At 69.2% G+C, this 19,159-nt stretch carries 12 protein-coding genes; 5 read left to right on the top strand and 7 right to left on the bottom strand.

Annotated features, from left to right (window positions below; translation table 11 throughout):
• Positions 1-33: 33 nt before the first annotated feature.
• A complete protein-coding gene (locus tag AB0435_RS02290; RefSeq protein ID WP_366002276.1) occupies positions 34-996 on the top strand; it encodes a DUF6397 family protein in 963 nt (320 codons plus the stop codon).
• An 8-nt stretch (positions 997-1,004) separates the two neighbouring features.
• Here the strand turns inward: AB0435_RS02290 and AB0435_RS02285 are convergent, their stop codons facing one another.
• Both AB0435_RS02285 and AB0435_RS02280 read right to left on the bottom strand, forming a co-directional pair.
• A complete protein-coding gene (locus AB0435_RS02285) occupies positions 1,005-1,871 on the bottom strand; it encodes an acyl-CoA thioesterase II (protein WP_366425977.1) in 867 nt (288 codons plus the stop codon).
• Positions 1,872-1,920: 49 nt separating this feature from the next.
• Complete coding sequence (locus AB0435_RS02280; protein WP_366002278.1) at positions 1,921-4,434, bottom strand: DUF3516 domain-containing protein; 2,514 nt, start codon at positions 4,432-4,434, stop codon at positions 1,921-1,923.
• Between the two features lie 133 nt (positions 4,435-4,567).
• On the opposite strand from AB0435_RS02280, the gene AB0435_RS02275 reads away from it, so the two are divergent.
• Positions 4,568-5,359: a metal-dependent hydrolase gene (locus AB0435_RS02275; RefSeq protein ID WP_366002279.1), complete on the top strand. Its 792-nt coding sequence runs from the start codon at positions 4,568-4,570 to the stop codon at positions 5,357-5,359.
• Positions 5,360-5,384: 25 nt separating this feature from the next.
• On the opposite strand, the gene AB0435_RS02270 is transcribed toward AB0435_RS02275, so the two are convergent.
• Together AB0435_RS02270 and AB0435_RS02265 are read right to left on the bottom strand one after the other, a co-directional pair.
• Positions 5,385-7,166: an ABC transporter ATP-binding protein gene (locus tag AB0435_RS02270; protein WP_366002280.1), complete on the bottom strand. Its 1,782-nt coding sequence runs from the start codon at positions 7,164-7,166 to the stop codon at positions 5,385-5,387.
• Positions 7,163-8,998, bottom strand: coding sequence for an ABC transporter ATP-binding protein (locus tag AB0435_RS02265; RefSeq protein ID WP_366425976.1), 1,836 nt, complete (start codon positions 8,996-8,998; stop codon positions 7,163-7,165). Before AB0435_RS02265 ends, AB0435_RS02270 begins: the two co-directional genes overlap by 4 nt.
• Positions 8,999-9,144: 146 nt before the next feature.
• Between AB0435_RS02265 and AB0435_RS02260 the strand changes: the two genes are divergently transcribed.
• Positions 9,145-10,761 carry a peptide-N4-asparagine amidase gene (locus AB0435_RS02260; protein WP_366425975.1) on the top strand — a complete coding sequence of 539 codons (1,617 nt, stop codon included), beginning with the start codon at positions 9,145-9,147 and terminating at the stop codon, positions 10,759-10,761.
• 67 nt (positions 10,762-10,828) lie between these two features.
• On the opposite strand, the gene AB0435_RS02255 is transcribed toward AB0435_RS02260, so the two are convergent.
• On the bottom strand, positions 10,829-11,269 hold the full coding sequence (locus AB0435_RS02255) for a MarR family transcriptional regulator (protein WP_366002283.1): 441 nt from the start codon (positions 11,267-11,269) through the stop codon (positions 10,829-10,831).
• Between the two features lie 162 nt (positions 11,270-11,431).
• Between AB0435_RS02255 and AB0435_RS02250 the strand changes: the two genes are divergently transcribed.
• Positions 11,432-13,261 (top strand): ABC transporter ATP-binding protein, encoded by a 1,830-nt coding sequence (locus tag AB0435_RS02250; RefSeq protein ID WP_366425974.1) that lies wholly within the window; start codon positions 11,432-11,434, stop codon positions 13,259-13,261.
• An 84-nt stretch (positions 13,262-13,345) separates the two neighbouring features.
• Entirely contained in the window at positions 13,346-14,686 is a 1,341-nt protein-coding gene (locus AB0435_RS02245) for an MFS transporter (protein ID WP_366425973.1), read from the top strand.
• A gap of 79 nt (positions 14,687-14,765) precedes the next feature.
• Here AB0435_RS02245 and AB0435_RS02240 read toward each other — a convergent pair whose 3' ends face one another.
• Both AB0435_RS02240 and AB0435_RS02235 read right to left on the bottom strand, forming a co-directional pair.
• A complete protein-coding gene (locus tag AB0435_RS02240) occupies positions 14,766-15,917 on the bottom strand; it encodes a CaiB/BaiF CoA-transferase family protein (protein WP_366425972.1) in 1,152 nt (383 codons plus the stop codon).
• A gap of 61 nt (positions 15,918-15,978) precedes the next feature.
• Entirely contained in the window at positions 15,979-19,155 is a 3,177-nt protein-coding gene (locus AB0435_RS02235) for a glycoside hydrolase family 2 TIM barrel-domain containing protein (RefSeq protein ID WP_366425971.1), read from the bottom strand.
• Positions 19,156-19,159 lie beyond the last annotated feature (4 nt).

The raw sequence follows: 19,159 nt of genomic DNA, 5'->3' as shown, positions 1-19,159 counted from the left end.
TGTCAGTGATCGGTCCGTAGCGGGGAGGAAGTCATGACGGTGCGGCAATGCCATGAGCCGGGCACAGCGGGGGCCGGGGTTCCGTTCGGGAGAGCGGCCCGTGAGCTGGAGCTCAAGCCACGCGAGTTCGAACTGGCCGTGCAACTGGGGCATGTACGGACCGTCGCGGCGGGGCCCGGCGGGCGTCGGAGAGTCCCACGCGACGAGATCGAGAGGCATCTGGCCGGGTCGGGGTTCCCCGACACGCTCCGCACCCGGGTGTGGGTGGTCGGCACCGCCGAGGGAGCCGAGCTGATGGGCATCAGTCCGGCCCGGTTCGGCCGCCTCGCGAGAGCGGGCTGCTTCGCGCCCGTGCGCTTCTACGTCAACAGGTACCGGGCGGTGGTCTGGCACTATCTCGCCGCCGATCTGGTGGAGTTCGCCGACGCCAGCCCCGACCTGCTCACCGGCCGCACTCCTCCCGCGCTGCGCACCGCCCTGGCGGAGAGGGAGGACAGGCGGGCCCGGACCTGGCGCGCCCGACGGGTCGACCAGCTGCTGGCCCTGGCCGAGGAACCGTGGGAGCGGGCCGCGGTCATGGCATCGGTGCTCGGCCCCGAGCAGTTGGCCGATGCCGTGCCCGACCCCTATGAACGCGCCTACGTGAGCGCGATGCGTCCGGAGCTCGCGTACGGGCGCTCGAACGTCGCGGCCGGGCGCGAGGTCATCGACAGGGTGACCCTGGCATCCGAGCCGGATGAGATCGAGCGGTATCGGCGCAGGCTCACCATCGCGCTGGCCGAAGCCCGTGTGATCCGGCAGGCGCCGGAAGGGCCACAGGTCGCCGGGGCACAGGTTGTCCCCACAACGGTGACAGCAGAGCCGATTGCCGCCGCGGCTGGGGCACCCACGGCCGCCGGCACCCGTGGATCACCGGGTGCGCGACAGCGGACACCGTCGGGGTTCCGCGCGCTGTGGAAATGGCTGCGACGCGGGAAAGCGCTCGCCCGCGACTGAAGCCGCTCTCACGGCACCTTGCGGAACAGCCCCTCCTGCATCACGGACACCAGAAGCCTGCCCTCTCGGTCGAAGATCTGGCCGCGCGCCAGGCCCCTGGCGCCCGTGGCGATGGGCGACTCCTGCTGGTAGAGGAACCACTCGTCAGCGCGGATGGGCCGGTGGAACCACATCGCGTGATCCAAGGACGCCAGATCGAAACCGCGCGGACCCCACAGCGGTTCCACCGGGATGCGCACCGCGTCGAGGAGCGTCATGTCGCTGGCGTACGTGAGGGCGCAGGTGTGCACCAGCGGATCGTCACCCAGCGGCCCCAGGGCACGCATCCACACCGCGCTGCGCGGTTCCGCGTCGGCCAGTTCCTGCGCCGTCCAGCGCAGCCGGTCCACGTAACGGATGTCGAAGGCGAGCCGGCGCTCCATGTGCCGCAGAGCGTTCGGCAGCTCCCCGCCGAGGTGCTCGCGGATCTCATCCGCGAGCCCCGGCAGTTCCTCCGGTCCCGGCACCTCGGGCATCGCCACCTGGTGCTCGAAGCCCGGCTCGGGCTGATGGAAGGAAGCGGTGAGATTGAAGATCGTTCGCCCCTGCTGGACGGCCACCACCCGCCGCGTGGTGAAGGACCGCCCGTCGCGCACCCGCTCCACCTGGTACACGATCGGCACGCCCGGCCGCCCCGGGCGCAGGAAGTACGCGTGCAGCGAGTGGACCGGGCGGTCACCGTCGGTGGTCCGTCCGGCCGCGACCAGTGCCTGGCCGGCGACCTGCCCGCCGAAAACCCGCTGGAGGGACTCGTCCGGGCTGCGGCCCCGGAAGATGTTCAGATCGATCTGCTCCAGATCGAGCAGACCCACCAGACGGTCGGTCGGACTGGCCATCGGCACTCCTCTGCTGGTGCGGCGCCGCGCACGGGCGGCGCCTCGGAGGCTACAGCTGCCCCACGTCCATGACGCGCACCACCGCGCGGCCTTCCTCGTCGGAAGCCGCGAGATCCACCTCGGCGGAGATGCCCCAGTCGTGGTCGCCGTTCGGGTCGGCGAAGGTCTGCCGGACCCGCCACAGGCCGTCCTCCGGCTTCTCCTCGATGCGCAGCAGCTTCGGCCCGCGGGCGTCGGGACCGGTGCCCAGCTCCTCGTACTCGTCCCAGTACGCGTCCATGGCCTCGCCCCAGCGGTCCTCGTCCCACCCGGCCTCGGCGTCCATCTCGCCGAGCTCGCCGACCTTGTCGAGCGCGGCGAGCTCGACACGGCGGAACAGCGCGTTGCGCACCAGCACCCGGAAGGCGCGGGCGTTCGAGGTGACGGGCTTGACCTGGTCGGCGCGCTCCTGCGCCTCCTCCGCCGTCTCGTCCTCGGGGTTGGCCAGCTGCTCCCACTCGTCCAGCAGGCTGGAGTCGACCTGCCGGACCATTTCACCGAGCCAGGCGATCAGGTCCTCGAAGTCGTCGGACTTCAGGTCGTCGGGAACGGTGTGGTCCAGCGCCTTGAACGCCCCGGCGAGGTAGCGCAGCACGATGCCCTCGGTCCGCGCGAGGTCGTAGAAGGAGGTGAACTCCGTGAAGGTCATGGCCCGCTCGTACATGTCGCGGATGACCGACTTCGGGGACAGCGGGTGGTCACCGACCCAGGGGTGGCTCTTGCGGTAGAGGTCGTAGGCGTGGGTGAGCACCTCCTCCAGCGGCTTGGGATAGGTGACGTCCATGAGGCGCTCCATGCGGTCCTCGTACTCGACGCCGTCCGCCTTCATCGCCGCCACGGCCTCGCCCCGCGCCTTGTTCTGCTGGGCGGCCAGGATCTGCCGCGGGTCGTCCAGCGTCGACTCGACCACCGAGACCATGTCCAGCGCGTAGGACGGGGACTCCGGGTCGAGGAGCTCGAAGGAGGCGAGCGCGAAGGTCGACAGCGGCTGGTTGAGCGCGAAGTCGGACTGGAGGTCGACCGTCAGTCGTACGATCCGGCCCTCGGCGTCGGGCTTGTCGAGCTGCTCCACCACGCCGCCGTCGAGCAGCGAGCGGTAGATGGCGATGGCGCGGCGGATGTGCCGCAGCTGGTTCCTGCGCGGCTCGTGGTTGTCCTCCAGCAGACGGCGCATCGCCTCGAAGGCGTTGCCCGGGCGCGCGATGACCGCCAGCAGCATCGCGTGAGTGACCCGGAAGCGTGAGGTGAGCTGCTCGGGCTCGGAGGCGATGAGCTTCTCGAAGGTGTTCTCGCCCCAGTTGACGAAGCCCTCGGGAGCCTTCTTGCGGACCACCTTGCGGCGCTTCTTGGGGTCGTCGCCCGCCTTCGCCAGCGCCTTCTCGTTCTCCACGACGTGCTCGGGCGCCTGGGCGACGACGAAGCCCGCCGTGTCGAACCCGGCCCGGCCGGCCCGGCCGGCGATCTGGTGGAACTCCCGGGCGCGCAGCGTCCGCACCCGCTGGCCGTCGTACTTGGTGAGGGCGGTGAACAGCACCGTACGGATCGGCACGTTGACCCCGACGCCCAGTGTGTCCGTACCGCAGATGACCTTCAGCAGGCCCGCCTGTGCCAGTCGCTCCACGAGGCGGCGGTACTTGGGCAGCATGCCGGCGTGGTGGACGCCGATGCCGTGGCGCACATAGCGCGAGAGGTTCCGGCCGAACTTGGTGGTGAAGCGGAAATTGCCGATCAGCTTGGCGATCTCGTCCTTCTCCTCGCGCGAGCACATGTTGATGCTCATCAGCGCCTGCGCCCGCTCCACGGCGGCGGCCTGGGTGAAGTGGACGATGTAGACCGGCGCCTGATGCGTCTGCAGCAGCTCGGTCAGGGTCTCGGTCATCGGGGTCGTGCGGTATTCGTAGGAGAGGGGGACGGGACGGGTCGCCGACCGGACCACGGTGGTGGGCCGCCCCGTGCGGCGGGCGAGATCCTCCTCGAACCTGGAGACGTCACCCAGCGTCGCCGACATCAGGATGAACTGCGCCTGCGGGAGTTCGAGCAGCGGGATCTGCCAGGCCCAGCCCCGGTCGGGTTCCGCGTAGAAGTGGAACTCGTCCATGACGACCTGACCGATGTCGGCGTCCTTGCCGTCCCGCAGCGCGATGGAGGCGAGGACCTCGGCCGTGCAGCAGATGATGGGCGCGTCCGCGTTGACCGACGCGTCACCTGTGAGCATGCCGACGTTCTCCGTGCCGAAGATCTTGCACAGGTCGAAGAACTTCTCCGAGACCAGCGCCTTGATGGGCGCGGTGTAGAACGTCACCTGGTCGTTGGCGAGCGCGGTGAAGTGCGCTCCCGCCGCGACGAGGCTCTTCCCCGAGCCGGTCGGCGTCGAGAGGATCACGTTCGCTCCGGAGACGACCTCGATCAGTGCCTCCTCCTGCGCGGGGTAGAGCGTGATACCCCGCTCCTCGGCCCAGGTCGAAAAAACTTCGAAGAGGGCATCGGGGTCGGCATGGCTCGGCATCTGATCGATAAGGGTCACCCCTCCATACTGCCTGGCCCGGGGCCGTATCAGAGAACCGGGCGATCAGATGAAGATCATCGGACGCTACGCTGAGTCGGCGACCTGGCGTCAGGAATGCACGACGTCGGCCAATAAAAGGGGTGAAACGACCATGATGGGACCGGCGCACTCGCTCTCGGGGGCTGCCGCCTGGCTGGGGGTGGGGGCCGCAGTCGCCGCCGCTGGCCACCCGATGCCGTGGCCGGTGCTGATCGTCGGCGCCTTGATCTGCGCCGGCGCGGCACTCGCCCCCGACCTCGACCACAAGTCGGCGACCATATCGCGCGCCTTCGGCCCGATATCCCGCTCCCTGTGCGAGATCATCGACAAACTCTCGCACGCCGTCTACAAGGCCACCCGAGGCCATGGCGACCCGCGGCGCAACGGCGGCCACCGCACCCTCACCCACACCTGGCTGTGGGCGGTCCTGATAGGGGGCGGCGCCTCGGTGCTCGCGATGACCGGCGGCCGCTGGGCGGTGCTCGGCATCCTCTTCGTCCACCTCGTGCTCGCCGTCGAGGGGCTCCTGTGGCGGATGGCCAGGACGTCCAGTGATGTCCTGGTGTGGCTGCTCGGCGCCACCAGCGCCTGGATACTCGCCGGCGTCCTGAACCAGCCGGGCAACGGCTCCGACTGGCTGTTCGGCGACCCGGGCCAGGAGTACATGTGGCTCGGCTTGCCCATCGTCCTCGGGGCGCTCGTGCACGACATCGGTGACGCGCTCACCGTCTCCGGCTGCCCGATCCTGTGGCCCATACCGATCGGCCGCAAGCGCTGGTATCCGGTGGGCCCGCCGAAGTCGCTGCGCTTCCGGGCGGGCAGCTGGGTGGAGCTGAAGGTCCTGACGCCGGTGTTCATCCTGCTCGGAGGGGTGAGCGGGCTCGGCGCCCTGGATCTCGTCTGATCCCAGGGGCCCGGCCCGCCACCGACTACCGGTGCCAGGACCGCCACAGCGCCGCGTACGCCCCGTCCGCCGCGACCAGCTCGTCGTGACTGCCCAGCTCGGTGATGCGGCCCTCTTCCGCGACCGCGATCACATCCGCGTCGTGGGCGGTGTGCAGCCGGTGCGCGATCGCCACGACCGTACGTCCCTCCAGGACCCTCGCCAGTGAGCGCTCCAGGTGCCGGGCCGCCCGCGGATCCAGCAGCGACGTCGCCTCGTCCAGCACCAGCGTGTGCGGGTCGGCGAGGACGAGCCGCGCCAGCGCGATCTGCTGGGCCTGGGCGGGGGTGAGCGAGAGCGCACCGGACCCGACCTCCGTGTCGAGGCCCTGCTCCAGTGCTCGCACCCAGGCATCCGCGTCCACGGCGCCGAGGGCGGTCCAGAGCTCGCCGTCATCGGCGGTCATGCGGGCGAGCAGCAGGTTGTCGCGCAGCGAGCCCACGAAGACGTGATGCTCCTGATTCACCAGGGCCACATGCCGCCGCACCCGCTCCACGGGCATCCGGGCCAGCTCGGCGCCGCCGAGCGTCACCGCGCCGGAGCGCGGGGCGTAGATGCCCGCCAGCAGCCGCCCCAGCGTCGACTTGCCCGCGCCGGACGGCCCGACGAGCGCCACCCGGCTGCCCGGCCTGACCTCCAGCGACACCCCGTGCAGTACATCGCTGCCCGCGCGGTAGCCGAACCTGACCTCGTCGGCCCGCACGTTCCGGCCCTTCGGCTCCGTGCCCTCGGCCTCACCGTCGGGCTCGATCTCACGGACCCCCACCAGCCGGGCCAGCGAGACCTGAGCGACCTGGAGCTCGTCGTACCAGCGCAGGATCAGCCCGACCGGATCGATGAGCATCTGCGCGAAGAGGGCGCCCGTCGTCAGCTGACCGACGGAGACCCACCCCTGGAGGACGAAGACACCACCGATGATCAGCACCGAGCCGAACACCAGCGTATGCGTCACGTTGATCACCGGGAACAGCACCGAGCGCAGCCACAAGGTGTAGCGCTCCCACTGCGTCCACTCCGAGATCCGCCGGTCGGACAGCGCGACCCGGCGCGCGCCCAGCCGATGGGCCTCGACGGTCCGCCCCGCGTCCACCGTCTCCGTCAGGGACGCCGCGACCGCGGCGTATCCCGCGGCCTCGGACCGATAGGCACTCGGCGCCCGCTTGAAGTACCAGCGGCAGCCCACCACCAGCACCGGCAGCGCCACCAGCACGCACAGCGCCAGCGGCGGCGCCGTCAGTGTCAGGGCGCCCAGGAGCAGCCCCACCCACACGAAGCCGATCGCCAGCTGCGGCACCGCCTCGCGCATGGCGTTCGCCAGCCGGTCGATGTCCGTGGTGATGCGGGAGAGCAGGTCGCCCGTACCGGCCCGCTCCAGGACACCCGGAGGCAGCGCCACCGACCGTACGAGGAAGTCCTCACGCAGATCCGCGAGCATCTCCTCGCCGAGCACCGCCCCGCGCAGCCGCACCAACCGTACGAACAGGGTCTGTGCGGCCAGGGCGACCGCGAACAGCGAGATCGTGCGCCCCAGATGGAGGTCACGCGCCCCCGACGACAGATCCTCGACCAGTCCGCCGAGCAGGTACGGACCCACCATGGACGCGGTCACGGCCAGTGCGTTCACCGTCACCAGCAGGACGAAGGCCTTCCGGTGCCGACGGAACAGCCCGCGGACGTAAGCCCGTACGGTCGTCGGTGCGGCCACGGGCAAGGTGGTCGCCGACTCCGGTGCCGCCGGGTCGTAGGCCGGTAGCGCCACGCCGATCATGCCGACTCCTCGATGGGCTCGATCTCCTTGAGCTCGGTGAGCTCCGACTCCAGTTCCGCGGTCCCCGCGGTCTTCTCCCCATCGCTCTCGGTGTCTGACTCCCGTGTGACGACAGCGCGATAGACGGCATCACGCAGCAGCTCACGGTGCGTTCCTTCGGCCGCGACAGTGCCCTGTTGCACGAACACCACGCGGTCGGCCCGGTCGAGCAGCAGCGGACTGGAGGAGAAGACCACGGTCGTGCGGCCCTTTCGCAAAGCCTTCACCCCGTCCGCGACCCGCGCCTCCGTATGCGAGTCCACGGCAGAGGTCGGTTCGTCGAGCACCAGCACCTGCGGATCGGTCACCAACGACCGAGCCAGGGCCAGCCGCTGGCGCTGCCCTCCCGAGAGCGAACGGCCGCGCTCGGTGATCCGGGTCCGCATTGGGTCGCCGGAGTCGTCAGCCGACGCCTGGGCCAGCGCGGTCAGCACATCACCGCACTGCGCCGCGGCCAGAGCCGCCTCGGTGCCGACGGCCCCCGAAGCCGGCACGTCCAGCAGCTCCGCGAGCGTCCCCGAGAGCAGCACCGGGTCCTTGTCCTGGACGAGTACCGCGGCGCGGGCCGTGCCCAGCGGGAGCTCGTCCAGTGCCACACCTCCGAGCCGGGCCGAGGCCACCCCGGCGGTGTCGCCCGCTGCGTGCCCGCCCAGCCGGTCGGCCAGCCTCCCGGCGGCATCCGGGTCACCGCACACCACCGCGGTCAGCAGACCGGCAGGCGCGAGCACTCCGCTCGCCGGGTCGTGGAGATCGCCTGATGGTGCCGGCCCGCGGTCGGCGTCGTCCGTTGCCGGTACGGTGCGCCGGAGCGCGAGCACCCTGGCAGCGCGCGCCGCGGACGGACGGGAGAAGGAGTACGCCATGGCGATCTCCTCGAACTGGCGCAGGGGGAAGAGCAGGAAGGTGACCATGCCGTAGACGGTGACCAGTTCACCGACGCCGATGCGCCCGTCCTGAACCAGCCCGACGCCGTACCAGACCACCGCGATCAGCAGCAGCCCCGGCAGTGCCACCTGCACCGCGGCGATCAGCGCCCACATCCGGGCGCTGTGCACGGCTGCCTTGCGGACCTCCTGCGACGCCCGCCGATAGCGGGCCAGAAACAGCTCCTCGCCGCCGATGCCCCGCAGCACACGCAGCCCGGCCACCGTGTCCGAGGCCAACTCCGTCGCCCGGCCCGCCTTCTCACGCTGCTCGTCCGCACGCTTCGTCGCACGAGGCAGCAGCGGCAACACGGCCAGCACCAGTACGGGCACGCCGATCGCGACCACGACACCCAGCGCGGGCTGGTAGATCACCAGGGCGACACACACCGCCACGGTGGTGAACGCGGCCGAGGCGAAGCGCGACAGCGCCTCCACGAACCAGCCGATCTTCTCCACGTCACCGGTCGAGACGGCGACCACTTCACCCGCCGCGACCCGCCGGGTCAGGGTGGCCCCCAACTCGGCCGTCTTTCGGGCTAGGAGCTGCTGCACCCGGGCGGCCGCCGTGATCCAGTTGGTGACCGCCGTACGGTGCAGCATCGTGTCACCCAGGGCGATGAGGATGCCGAGCAGCACCATCAGGCCACCCGCCAGCGCCAGCCGTATGCCCGACCGGTCGACGACCGCCTGCACGGCGACACCCATGGTCACCGGCAGCAGGGCCACGGACACCATGTGCAGGCTGCCCCACAGCATGGCCTTGATCTGACCTGTCAGTTGATTCCGTCCCAGCCACAGCAGCAGGTGAGGCCCGGATCGGACGTCGGGCCGGCCGGGGTCGGGATAGGGGAGATCGCGAATCTGCATGACATCCCGGGTTCGAGTGAAGGGTGGGAGTGCTGAAAGGTTCGCGCCACTGGAGTGCTGGGTTCAACTGGTTTTCCCGAGGCGGCGACGCATCAGGCCAAAGGGGCTCTGGCGCGCCGCTCCATGAAGCGCTTCACTCCTGCCCCATGAGACGACTGCTTCTCGCGCTGTGCGCCGCGGCCATCGGGCTGTCGCTGGGCGTGAATCCGGCGACGGCCGCGGGCCCGCCGACCGAGTTCGGCACCGACTGGCACGACCCGGTCACCGCCGCCCCGCCGATAGCCACTCCGGACACCCGGTCCTGCAAGGTGACCGTCGCCGACACCGAATTCCGCGACTACACGCCCTACAAGAGCACGTACACGCCGCCCAAGGGCTGTGGTGACCACTGGAACAAGGTGGTCCTGCGGCTCGAAGGGGCTGTCGCCGGACGGCAATTCGACCGCCTGGGCTATCTGCACATCGGCGGCGTCGAGGTCCTGCGCACCTCCACACCCGAGCCTTCACCCCAGGGCATCGCCTGGAACGTGGAGAAGGACGTCACCCGCTATGCCGCCACGCTGCGGAACGAGCAGCCTGTCGAGATGCTCATCGGCAACACCGTGGACGGCACGTACACCGGCGTCATCAAGGTCAAGGTCACGTTGACGTTCTACGCTGCCGAAGGCCCGGTGAAGGCCGCGTCCACCCCGGACAAGGTCCTCACCCTCGACGGGGCGCACAGCGTGGGATCGGCGTACGAAGGGCAGCTGACCACCCCGCGCAACAGCGAGCGAATCGTGGCCGAGGTCTACGCGACGGGCTCGGGCGGCGGCTGCGAGGAGTTCTGGTACCTCACCGTGCCCGATTCCGCGCCGTACTCGTGCAAGGCCAAGGACGGCCCCTATCGCGAGGTCCAGGTCGCGGTGGACGGCCGCCTGGCGGGCATCGCCGCGCCGTTCCCGACGGTATGGACCGGAGGCTGGTCCAACCCCTTCCTCTGGTACGTGATTCCGGGCCCGCGCGCCTTCGACGTGCGACCCGTCGAGTACGACCTCACGCCCTTCGCCGGGCAGCTGAACGACGGCAAGCCGCACCGGGTCACGGTCTCCGTCGCCGGACTGCCCGAAGGGCAGAGCGGCTGGAGCACGCCCACCAACATCCTGGTCTGGCAGGACGCCAAGTCGGCCGTGGTCGCCGGTGCCTTGACCACCCACGACGCGGGCGATCCCCGCAACACCACCGCTTACGAGCCCGGTGCCGAGCGGCATCTGCGAGCCGACGGCGGGCACTCCCTGACCGTCGCCGGATACCTCGACACCTCGCGCGGCCGGGTGACGACGACCGTCACACGGAACATCACGGGTAAGTCCGACCACCGCTGGAACGAGAACGAGACGACGGACGCGCTCCAGGCGCGGTGGAACGACGACGAGACGGTGACGACCGCCGGGCGCGGGCCCGCCACCACGACCCGCGCTCACCGGACGTACACCATGGACGGGGCGACGACGGTCTCGACCGCAGACCGTCTGCGCACGGTCATGACGATGGGGGATCGGGCGGACAGCGTCACTGTGCGTGCAGGCAGGCGTCTCACCTGGTCGAGTTTCGACGACACCTATAAGGGTGACGCCGCGTACAACCAGAACGTATCGCGCGACCAGCGGCACGCGACCGGTGTCTCGCGTGAGCGGTACCGCCTCGAAGGCCCCGGTACCTGCTACGACCGCACGCTGGCGACGGCCCAGGGCGAGCTGACGGAGGACCGGCGGCGCTGCTGACCGGCGCGGTGGAGCGGGCCCTTGGGGAACACTGCCCGGGGCCCGCCTTCCGGCGGACAGCGCGACGTCAGCAGTGCTGGTCCGGGCCGTTCAGCAACTCGGCCAGCAGGCTGCCGAGCAGTTCACGCCGCTCGGCGGAGAGCGGGGCAAGGGTGTCCTCGACGGCGGTCCGCCGTGCTTCACGCAGGGCGCGCAGGGTGGAGCGACCGTGATCGGTGAGCTCGATCCGGATGACCCGCCGGTTGGACGGATCCGGAACCCGGCGCACGGAACCGTGCTCCTCCAGGGCGTCGACCAGCGTGGTCACGGCACGCGGCACGACCTCGAGCCGCTGGGCGAGATCCGCCATACGCGGCGGCTCCTCGTAGTGCGCGACGGTGCGCAGCAGCCGGGCCTGGGCGGGTGTGATGCCGACCGGCCCCAGATAGAGCTTCTGCGCCCGGTGGAGCCTGCGGGTGAGGCGCAGCAGCTGTTCGGTGAGCTGGGCGGACGAATCGGAAGCGGTCATGATCAGAGATTACAGGACTCAGTGCATTGTGAGCATAGGTAACAATGAGCTATGCTCGCTACGCGGTCGGATCTCCATCGCCGACCTCGCGGGCCGGTAAGTTGCCGGTTCCGTTCGCGCCTCGCTCGCGCGCACCCTTCGTGATCAGAGAACCAGGAGCCCATGCGTCACGACCAACCTGACTGGACACCTCCGCCCGCAGACCCGGAGCAACCCGCGCAAGTGCGCAGGATCCTCCGGCTCTTCCGTCCCTACCGCGGCAGACTCGCCCTCGTCGGGCTGCTCGTCGCCGCCTCCTCGCTCGTATCGGTCGCCTCGCCCTTCCTCCTGCGTGAGGTCCTCGACGTAGCCATCCCGCACGGCCGTACGGGCCTTCTCAGCCTGTTGGTGCTCGGCATGATCGCGGCGGCGGTCGTGAACGGCATCTTCGGTGTGTCGCAGACGCTGATCTCCACCACGGTCGGCCAGCGAGTGATGCACGACCTGCGCACCGCGGTCTACGACCGGCTCCAGCGCATGCCTCTCGCCTTCTTCACCCGGACCCGCACCGGTGAGGTGCAGTCCCGCATCGCCAACGACATCGGCGGCATGCAGGCCACGGTGACCTCGACCGCCACCTCGCTGGTCTCCAATCTCACCAGTGTCGTCGCCACGGTGGTGGCGATGCTGGCCCTGGACTGGCGGCTCACGGTGGTCTCCCTGCTCCTCCTGCCGGTCTTCGTGGGGATCAGCCGGCGCGTCGGCCGCGAGCGTAAGAAGATCACCTCTCAGCGGCAGAAACAGATGGCCGCCATGGCGGCCATGGTCACCGAGTCGCTGTCGGTGAGCGGCATCCTTCTCGGCCGCACCATGGGCCGCTCCGACTCCCTCACTCGCGCGTTCTCCCAGGAGTCCGAACGACTCGTCGGGCTCGAGGTCCGCGCGAACATGGCCGGGCGCTGGAGGATGTCCACCATCGGCGTGGTCATGGCGGCCATGCCCGCTCTCGTCTACTGGGCGGCCGGTATCGCGTTGCAAGCCGGCGGCCCCAGCATTTCCCTCGGCACCCTCGTCGCCTTCGTCTCGCTCCAGCAGGCCCTCTTCCGGCCGGCGATCAGCCTGCTGACCACGGGTGTGCAGATGCAGACCTCCCTCGCTCTCTTCCAGCGGATCTTCGAATACCTCGACCTGCCGGTCGACATCGCCGAACCGGAAAAGCCGGTGCGGCTGGAGAAGGTGCGTGGTGAAGTCCGTTTCGAGGACGTCACGTTCTCCTACGAGGCGCAGGGTTCAGAGGCACAAGGCGCAGGGGAACCGCCGAGACAAGCGCTCAACGGCATCGACCTGGAGGTTCCGGCCGGTGGCAGCCTGGCCGTCGTCGGCCCGACCGGCTCGGGCAAGAGCACCCTCAGCTATCTGGTGCCGCGGCTGTACGACGTCGTCGGCGGCCGGGTTCTCCTGGACGGGGTCGACGTCCGTCACCTCGATTTCGATACGCTCGCCCGCGCCGTCGGAGTGGTCTCGCAAGAGACGTATCTCTTCCATGCCTCGGTCGCCGACAATCTGCGGTTCGCCAAACCGGATGCCACGGACGAGGAGATGGTGGCGGCGGCCAAGGCCGCGCAGATCCACGAGCACATCGCTTCCCTGCCCGACGGCTATGACACCCTCGTCGGGGAGCGCGGCTACCGCTTCTCCGGAGGCGAGAAGCAACGGCTGGCCATCGCCCGCACGATTCTGCGTGATCCGCCCGTCCTCATCCTGGACGAAGCGACCAGTGCCCTGGACACCCGCACGGAGCACGCGGTGCAGCAGGCCATCGACGCCCTCTCCGCGGGCCGTACGACGATCACCATCGCGCACCGGCTCTCCACCGTCCGCGACGCCCATCAAATCGTCGTGCTCGACGGGGGACGCGTCGCAGAGCGGGGCACTCATGAGGAACTCCTCACGTACGACGGCCACTACGCCGCCCTCGTACGCCGCGACGCCCATGTCGCTGCGAGCGTCTGAGGGGGAGGAGCCGGACGGCTACGGCCTACGAGAAGCCGCATCGGACGGGTGTGCGAGGAGAAGGGGGAGGGGATTCAATGGATCATGACGCAATCCGAGTCCCTGCCTGTCGACGGTGGCGGAGCCGCCGGCACCCCGAATCCGGTGAATACGGCAGGCTTCCGCTCCCGGTCCCGGTCCTCTGTCCGTCAGCTCGCTGCGGCATCGATCGGCAACGCCGCTGAATGGTACGACTGGTACGCCTATTCGTTCCTCGCGACCTACTTCGCAGATCAGGTCTTCCCCAAGGGCTCCGGGAATTCCCTGGTGCCCCTGCTGTCCAGCTTCGCCGTCTTCGCCGTCGGCTTCTTCATGCGTCCGGTCGGAGGTCTCCTGATGGGGGCCGTCGCCGACCGTCGAGGCCGACGGGCCGCGCTGACCGTCACCATTCTGCTCATGGGCGGCGGCAGCTTGCTGGTGGCACTCACGCCGACCTATGCCTCCGTGGGTGTCCTCGCGCCTGTGGTGCTCGTTATCGCACGCCTCGTCCAAGGGCTCTCCGTTGGAGGGGAGTTCGCGGCCTCGACGACGTTCCTCATCGAATCGGCAGGCCCCGGCCGAAGGGGGCTGTTCTCCAGCTTCCAATATGTGTCCACGACCCTTGGACAACTCCTCGCATCCGGCAGCGCGGCCCTCCTGGCCCACCTCCTCACGGATGAACAAATGGGTGACTGGGGCTGGCGCGTTCCCTTTCTTCTCGGAGCTCTCATCAGCCTCGTCGGATTCTGGATCCGGCAGGGAGCACACGAGACGCATCAGGCGGTGCGAGAGACAGCCGCGCGACCGTCGCTCTTCGAAGGCATGCGCCGCTACCCTCGCCAGTCACTCCTGATCTGCGGGATCACGGCGGGCGGCACCCTCGCCTACTACACCTGGACCACCTACCTGCCGACGTACGCCCAGGTGAACGCCAATATCGGCAAAGGCGACGCACTGCTCGCAGGGACGATCTCCCTGGCCTTCTTCGCCGTACTCCAGCCCCTCGGCGGCATGGTGTCGGACCGCATCGGGCGTAAGCCCTTGCTGATCGGCTTCGCAGTCGGATTCGCCGGCCTCGCGGTGCCTCTGCTGCACGCGATAGACGGATCGTTCACCTCGCTGCTGTTGGTGCAGTGCGCCGGGATGGTGCTGCTCACGGGATACACCTCTGTGGCGGCGGCCGTGAACGCCGAGGTGTTCCCCGCCCGCGTACGGGCCGCTGGAATCGGCTTCCCCTATTCCCTGACGGTCGCGCTCTTCGGCGGCACCGCGCCCTATGTAGGCACCTGGTTCAAACAGTCCGGTCACCCGAGCGCCTTCCCCTGGTACGTCGCGGCGCTCTGTGTGGTCTCGGCCTGTGTCTATCTGGTGCTTCCGGAGACCGCGAATCGCCCGCTTGACCGCTGATACGGCAACCGCATCCGAGGGTTGTGGTCCTGGCATTCTCAGCGACCACGACCCTGTAAAGCCCCATGCGGTTGCGGTGCTAACGCGGGCCGGGGTCAGGGAACTCCGCGCGGATCGCCGTCGTGTGGGCGCCGAGCGCGGGCACCGCGCCCATCACCGGCTCCCGGCCGAGGGCCTCGACCGGTGGCAGGAGACCGCGCAACGGGCCCGTCGGCGAATCGAATTCGCGCCACCGGTCGCGCGCCGCCAGCTGAGGGTGGGAGGAGAATTCGGCGACTGTCCGAAGCCGTGCATGGGCGATTCCCGCTCCTTCGAGCAGGGCGAGAACCTCATCCGCCGTATGCGGGCGGAATTGCTTCTCGATCACGGCTGTCAGCTCGTCGTCGTGTGCCCGCCGCAGGGGGTTGTCCGCGAAGCGGGGATCGCGGGCCAAAGCGGGCTGCCGCAGGACCTTTTCGCACAGCGCCTCCCACTCGCGCTCGTTCTGCACGCTGAGGAAGACGCTGGCGTCGTCCCCGCAACGGTAGTGGCCATAAGGAGAGATGGAAGGGTGCCGGGCACCGCTACGGGAGACGGGCGGACCGCCGTATGCCTCAGCGAAGTATGGATGCCCCATCCATTCCGCGAGAGCGTCGAAGAGGGAGACGGACAGCTGTGATCCCTCGCCGGTTCGCTCGCGCTCGTACAGCGCGCTGAGAATTCCCGTGTAGGCGTACATGCCTCCGGCGATGTCCGCGATGGAGATGCCGGGCCGCGCCGGCGAGTCTGCGTCGCCGGTGATCGACACCAGTCCAGCCTCGCACTGCACCAGCAGGTCGTAGGCCTTCTTGTCGCGGTACGGGCCCGAAGTGCCATAGCCGGAGACATCGCAGGTGATCAGGCGAGGGTGCCGGGCGCGCAACTCCGCGCTGCCGAAACCGAGCCGTTTCGCGGCTCCAGGACCGAGGTTCTGTATGAACACATCGGCCCGAGTGAGTATGCGGTCCAGCAATGAGCGGTCCGGCTCGGATTTGAGATCGAGGACGACACTCTCCTTGCCCCGATTGACCCAGACGAAATAGGCGGACAGGCCCTTGACGCTGCGATCGTAGTCACGGGCGAAGTCGCCGCGGTCCGGCCGCTCGACCTTGATGACGCGCGCGCCGAGATCCGCTAGCTGACGGGTGGCGAACGGTGCGGCGACGGCCTGTTCCAGGGCGACGACGGTGATGCCGTGCAGGGGAAGGCTCAACTCGGCTCCTCGCTAGGTGAGATCATACGACCGGGGCTGTGGACAGCCCGTCACGCTCCGATCACTCCATGCCTAGTCTCGTGCCATGGACATCGGAGAGAGATTCAGCGTCGAAGGGTTCCACGGACGGTCGCCAGGAGGCGGGCCGCAGCCGGTAGGAGTAGCTGTACTCGCGGTCGGCATGCAGCAGATAGCGCTCCAGCGGCGCCGCTCCCCAGGAGTCGTTGCCGCCGACGCCCGTCTGCCGGTGATTGACGCACAGGAATGTCTGGCCGCGTGGCTGGAGCTCGTGCGGATGGCGGGGCCCGTCCAGGTCGAAGGGTGTCCAAGGGAGAGCGCTCACCTCCAACCACCCGGACGCGCCTCCCGGTTCGGCCAGCACGGTCAGCCCGACACCGTCCGGCCCTGTGAGCGAGACGTCGCGGACGCCTGTCACGTTGCCGCTCTCCTGCGGACGGGCGTACGGCATGGCGGCTGTGGCCAGGGAACGGCCGTAACGACCGACGAAGGAACCGGTGCACCGGTCCCGATAGTTCTCCCGCGGTCCTCGTCCGTACCAGGTGAGCGCCTGATAATCGGCCGGCACAGTCAGCAGGACACCCACCAGCGGCAGGTCCGGGAGGCCTCGGCCGGGGAGGAGCGTGTGGCGTACGCGGATCTCGCCGTCACCGCGCACGGTGAAGACGGTCGTCCATCGGGAGACGTCGGGGGAGGTCGGAAGGGTCGCCGCGACGGTGAGGACGACTTCTCCTGCCGCGGTCCGTGCGACTTCGACGCCGGTGACGGTGCGGTCGGCACCAGCGTCGCGCCAGGTGCGCGAGATGACCTGGGCACCACGTCCGATGTCGTTGTCGGTAGGCGCACGCCAGAAGTTGGGCACCGGACCGCCCGCCAAGAGTGTCCGCCCGGCATGGCGGTAGGTGGTGAACATTCCGGTGAACCTGTCCAGGACCAGGTCGAGTTCCGGGCCCATGACCGTGATGGCGCGCGTGGTCTCCGCGACAGAGACCGCCGGAAGGGCGGCCGCGGAGACGGGTGCGGATGCCGGGGCACGCCACGGGAGGGCGAACTGCTCGGCGGCGACGACATGGCCCGCTGCGGCCCAGGGGGTTGCGGTGCGAAGAGCGAAGGAGATGTTCAGCCAGTGCTCGGCGCCGGGCACCGGCTTCTCCGGTGGCTTCAACGGCAACTGCACGGTCGCGGATTCACCTGGCCCGGCCTGCGGCGGTGCAAGGGAACCGTGCTGGACGCGGGCTCCGTCGCGGGTGACCTCCCACAGCAGCTTGTATCCCTGGAGGTCGGTGAAGAGCTGGCGATTGGTGACCCGCACGGTCCCGGTGCCGGGCTCCACAGCGGACACCCGTACCGGCTGATAGATCTTCTTGACCTCCAGGAGAGCGGGCCGTGGGGTGCGGTCGGCGTCGACGAGACCGTTGCAGCAGAAGTTGCCGTCCGAGGGGTGGCCGGGCTTCCAGTCCCCACCGTAGGAAAGGTAGGTGCCATCGAGACCGCCTGGCAGCGGGAGACGGACTGCTTGGTCAGCGAAGTCCCAGATGAATCCGCCGTGAAGCAGGGGATGGGCGTCGATGATGTCCCAGTAGTCCTTGAGGTTGCCCGTGCTGTTACCCATCGAGTGGGCGTACTCGCAAAGGATGTACGGCTTGGTCGCGCCGGATCGTCCGTACGCCTCCACGGCGTCGGGCGCGGCATACATCTGGGACTCGATGTCGGCGACTTCGTTCATGCCCTCGTAGTGCACAGGGCGGGACGGGTCACGGTCGTGGACCCAGTCGGCCATCGTCCGGAAGGTGTCCCCCTGGCCGGCTTCGTTGCCCAGCGACCAGACCACGACGCAGGGGTGGTTCTTGTCCCGTTCGACGAGGCTGCGGATCCGGTCGAGGCAGGCGGGGGCCCACTCGGGGCGGCTCTCCGGCAGCGTGTCCCGCACGTCGTGCGTCTCCAGGTTGGCCTCGTCGATCACATAGAGGCCGTATTGGTCGCACAGTTCGAGCCAGTGTGGGTGATTGGGGTAATGGGAGGTACGGACCGCGTTGATGTTGTGCTGCTTCATGATGCGGATGTCCTGCACCATGCGATGCGGTGGGACCGCCTGCCCGTGGTCCGGATCGGATTCGTGCCGGTTCACCCCGCGGAAGACGAGGGGCTTGCCGTTGATGGTGAGTCTTCCCCGTGCGCAGGAGATGCTGCGGAAGCCGACGCGAGTGTGCTGGACTTCGAGCGTGCGGCCCTCGGGGTCGACCAGTTCGACCGTGAGGTCGTAGAGGTTTGGCGCCTCGGCGGACCACAGCAATGGCCCCGGCACATGGGCTACGAGCTCGACCGTCGCCTCCCCGGTGGCGGCGTCGAAGTGGGCGGTGCCGGTGCGGGAGAGAACAGGGGATCCGTCGGCGTCGTGCAGTACGGCACGGACCAGATGGTCGGCGGGGCCGGCCGTCGAGCCGGACCGCAGGGTCACCTGTGCCCTCAGGTCGGCGTCGCGGAAGTCGGCGTCGAGGCCGGTGCGGACGAAGAGGTCGTGCACATGGACCTCGGGCACGGAGACGAGATGGACGTCGCGGAAGATCCCGGACAGATCGATCATGTCCTGGTCCTCCAGCCAGCTGCCGTTGGACCAGCGGTAGACCTCGACCGCGAGACTGTTCTCCTCCGCGCCGGTGCCGCCGAGCAGATAGGGGCTGAGGTCGAACTCCGCGGGAGAGTAGCTGTCTTCGCTGTAGCCGACGAGCTCGCCGTTGACCCAGACGAAGAACGCCGACTTGACGCCCTGGAAAGAGATCAGCGTCCGGCGACCGTGCCACGCGTCGGGGACGGTGAAGGTGCGACGGTAGGAGCCCACCGGGTTGAACGAGGTCGGCGCGTGCGGGGGAGAGGGTTGCCCGTATCCGGTCCAGGGATAGCGGACATTGAAGTAGGTCGGCTCGGAGTAGCCCTGCGTCTCCCAGTTGCCGGGTACCTCGATGCGGTCCCAGCCGGTGTCGTCGAAGTCGCGGCCGTAGAAGTCCTGGGGACGATCCGCCGGGTTGCTGGACCAGGCGAAGCGCCACTCGCCGTTGAGCGAGCGGTAGTACGGCGACTCGGCGGGGCGGTGGGCCAGGCCGGACGGTACGTCGGCGAAGGGGATGAGCGGACTGCGGGCGGGTTCCCGGTTCAGTTGGAAGACCTCGGGGTATGCGCCGGTGACGGTGGCGGCGCGGGGGTCCGGGCGTGGTGCGCGCATGCGT

Source organism: Streptomyces sp. NPDC051173, assembly GCF_040689515.1.
In the GTDB taxonomy this organism is placed as follows: Bacteria; Actinomycetota; Actinomycetes; order Streptomycetales; family Streptomycetaceae; genus Streptomyces.
Note: the sequence above shows the minus strand (reverse complement) of the source record. Positions and strands in the feature narration are given on the sequence as shown.

What these genes read in the sequence shown, in the direction of transcription:
- AB0435_RS02290 (WP_366002276.1), top strand. Translation starts at nt 34, where the DNA reads ATGACGGTGCGGCAATGCCATGAGCCGGGCACAGCGGGGGCCGGGGTT.
- AB0435_RS02235 (WP_366425971.1), bottom strand. Translation starts at nt 19,155, where the DNA reads ATGCGCGCACCACGCCCGGACCCCCGCGCCGCCACCGTCACCGGCGCA.
- AB0435_RS02285 (WP_366425977.1), bottom strand. Translation starts at nt 1,871, where the DNA reads ATGGCCAGTCCGACCGACCGTCTGGTGGGTCTGCTCGATCTGGAGCAG.
- AB0435_RS02275 (WP_366002279.1), top strand. Translation starts at nt 4,568, where the DNA reads ATGATGGGACCGGCGCACTCGCTCTCGGGGGCTGCCGCCTGGCTGGGG.
- AB0435_RS02270 (WP_366002280.1), bottom strand. Translation starts at nt 7,166, where the DNA reads ATGATCGGCGTGGCGCTACCGGCCTACGACCCGGCGGCACCGGAGTCG.
- AB0435_RS02265 (WP_366425976.1), bottom strand. Translation starts at nt 8,998, where the DNA reads ATGCAGATTCGCGATCTCCCCTATCCCGACCCCGGCCGGCCCGACGTC.
- AB0435_RS02260 (WP_366425975.1), top strand. Translation starts at nt 9,145, where the DNA reads ATGAGACGACTGCTTCTCGCGCTGTGCGCCGCGGCCATCGGGCTGTCG.
- AB0435_RS02250 (WP_366425974.1), top strand. Translation starts at nt 11,432, where the DNA reads ATGCGTCACGACCAACCTGACTGGACACCTCCGCCCGCAGACCCGGAG.
- AB0435_RS02245 (WP_366425973.1), top strand. Translation starts at nt 13,346, where the DNA reads ATGACGCAATCCGAGTCCCTGCCTGTCGACGGTGGCGGAGCCGCCGGC.
- AB0435_RS02255 (WP_366002283.1), bottom strand. Translation starts at nt 11,269, where the DNA reads ATGACCGCTTCCGATTCGTCCGCCCAGCTCACCGAACAGCTGCTGCGC.